The sequence below is a fragment of the Aminivibrio pyruvatiphilus genome (genome assembly GCF_004366815.1).
Classification (GTDB): Bacteria; Synergistota; Synergistia; order Synergistales; family Aminobacteriaceae; genus Aminivibrio; species Aminivibrio pyruvatiphilus.
Genome location: NZ_SORI01000059.1, coordinates 1 through 1,127 on the forward strand (window position 1 = coordinate 1; position 1,127 = coordinate 1,127).

1 protein-coding gene is annotated in these 1,127 nt (G+C 59.9%); it reads left to right on the plus strand.

Annotated features, from left to right (window positions below; translation table 11 throughout):
• Positions 1–99: 99 nt before the first annotated feature.
• On the plus strand, positions 100–1,127 hold a 1,028-nt coding region (locus C8D99_RS15075), incomplete at its 3' end, for an IS1634 family transposase (RefSeq protein ID WP_208321225.1).

Sequence of the window (1,127 nt, forward strand, 5' to 3'; positions counted from 1 at the left end):
AGAAAATCAGGAAGCCGGAAATTGAAATGTAGTGCCTAGCGTTTTTGCCCTATTGACAGATTGCCTTTCTCCGGATATACTTCTTTTATGTATATCCGGGTGAAATCCTCAAAGCTCAGTCCGCGAAAATCGGTCCAGATCGTCAAATCCGTCCGCACCGGGAAACGGGTCTCCCAGGTCATTCTCCAGCACGTGGGAATAGCCCACGACGAGAAGCAGCTCTCCGAGCTCCGGGAACTGGGGCGGAAGCTCATTCTGGAGATGGAGGAGAGAGAGCAGCCCTCTCTTCCGGGGTTCTCCCTCCTCGAGAACGAAGAGGCGTGGGAGCGGCCGGTCGGCGACGGGGAGCGGGTCAACCTCCGGGGGATGAAGAACCTGGAACAGGTGACGGAAGGGCCCGGAGAAGTCGTGGAGAGCCTGTTCTCCTCCCTGGGTTTCGAGGAGATCTTCGGGGTATCCAGCCGGGGGAAGGGGAACACGGAAGTCCTGAAGAAATGCCTCGCCTGCGCCCTCGCCAATCCTTCGAGCAAGCGGGGGATGTCCCGCTGGCTGGAGGACGAGGGCGGAACGGACGTGCCGCTGAACAGGATTTACCGCATGATGGACGCCCTGGCGAAGAAGACGGACCGGGTGAGGGAGATCGTGGCGCGGGAGACCACGTCCCTCTTTGAGACGAAGGCGTCGCTGCTGCTCTTCGATGTGACCACCCTCTATTTCGAAAGCTTTGAAGCGGATGACCTGAGGGTGTCCGGGTACAGCAAGGACAACAGGATACAGGAGACCCAGGTGGTGCTGGCCCTGGCGGTGACGCCGGAAGGATTTCCCCTCTGGTACGACCTCTTCCCTGGAAACACCTTTGAAGGGCACACCCTTGTGCCTGTGCTCAGGAGGTGCATGGAAACCTTCTCCCCCCGGCAGACGGTGGTGGTGGCGGACCGGGCGATGTTCACGGAAGAGAACCTGCACGAGGTGGAGAAGGCGGGATGCTCCTTCGTCGTGGGAGCGAAACTCCGGGGTCTCAGCCGGACCATGAGGGACAAAATCCTGGATGCCGGGAACTACTCCCCCCTGCCCGGAGGTTCGCCTGTCTTCCCGGAGGGGAAGAACGAGAGAGAAGAGAGAGAAGA